Source organism: Aquimixticola soesokkakensis, assembly GCF_900172375.1.
In the GTDB taxonomy this organism is placed as follows: Bacteria; Pseudomonadota; Alphaproteobacteria; order Rhodobacterales; family Rhodobacteraceae; genus Aquimixticola; species Aquimixticola soesokkakensis.
In genome coordinates, this window is the sequence record NZ_FWFS01000024.1 from 1 (window position 1) to 1,368 (window position 1,368).

General features: G+C 59.4%; 1 protein-coding gene. It reads left to right on the plus strand.

The features are described 5' to 3' along the window. Window positions 1-195 precede the first annotated feature (195 nt). Window positions 196-1,368: IS110 family RNA-guided transposase (locus AQS8620_RS16730; protein WP_234990533.1), on the plus strand; the 1,173-nt coding region annotated here is incomplete at its 3' end.

Sequence of the window (1,368 nt, forward strand, 5' to 3'; positions counted from 1 at the left end):
TAGAAACAGCCTGTGCTACACTGACGCCGAAGGGCAGTTGCCGATGGCTTATTGGTGGGCTGGACCCCGTTAAAAAACGTGGCACATGGGCTGATGCGCACTTGAGAGTGGTGACGTCGCGGTTGTGGCGATCCCGGTTAGGCAGATGACGAACTTGCATGGCCCACGCCCTTCGCCCTGAACGGAGGATCTGTCATGTCTAAACCCAATACCGGTGGCCACCCGGACCTGAAGATGGTCAATCCTGATGCAGCAGCGATCGACATCGGATCGACCATGCACATGGCGGCGGTGAATCCGTCCCGATGTGACATGCCCGTGCGCGCCTTTGGCACCTTCACCCAGGATCTGCATGCCTTGGCAGACTGGTTAGCCGACTGCGGCGTCACCAGCGTGGCAATGGAGTCGACGGGTGTGTACTGGATACCGGCATTCGAGATACTGGAAGCGCACGGCTTCAAGGTGATCCTGGTGAACGCCCGCTATGCCAAGAACGTGCCCGGCCGCAAAACCGATGTCAGTGATGCCGGTTGGCTGCGCCAGCTGCATTCCTATGGTCTATTGCGTGGTCGCTTGCGCCCTGACGCGCAGATTGCCACGCTGCGTGCCTATATGCGCCAACGCGAGCGGCTGACAGAATATGCCGCCGCCCATATCCAGCATATGCAAAAGGCCCTGATGGAGATGAACCTACAGCTCCATCACGTGGTCTCGGATATCACCGGCGCGACCGGCATGAAGATCATCCGCGCCATTGTCGAAGGAGAGCGCGATCCGGACGTGCTGGCCGCTTATCGCGATATCCGGTGCAAATCCTCGCCCGAGACAATACGCGCAGCGCTGGTGGGGAATGATCGGGCAGAGCATGTCTTCGCTCTGACGCAGTCGCTAGATCTTTACGACTTCTACAAAGCCAAGATTGCCGAATGCGACTTCGAACCCGAAGCGGCAGTCGCCAGCCTGAAGTTCAAAGGCGGCGAAGATTTGCCACCGCTGCCAAAGGCCCGTATCAAAGGTCGGCAGGTCAACGCACCGGCATTCGATATCAGGGCCGCTCTGTACGGGGTGCTCGGAACCGACCTGACGCAGATCCATGGCCTGGGCCCGTCACTGGCTTTGAAGATGGTCGCTGAATGCGGAACGGATCTACGTGCTTGGAAAACGGCAAAGCACTTTACCTCCTGGCTTTGTCTTGCGCCGGGCAACAAGATCTCTGGCGGTAAGTTGCTATCGTCAAAGACGCGGCGATCATCAAGTCGGGCTGCGGCCTTATTACGGCTGGCCGCCACGACCATCGGCCGGAGCGACACGGCCGGAGCGACACGGCCGATGGTGCCTTCTACCGTCGCCTTTCGGCACGGATTGGAA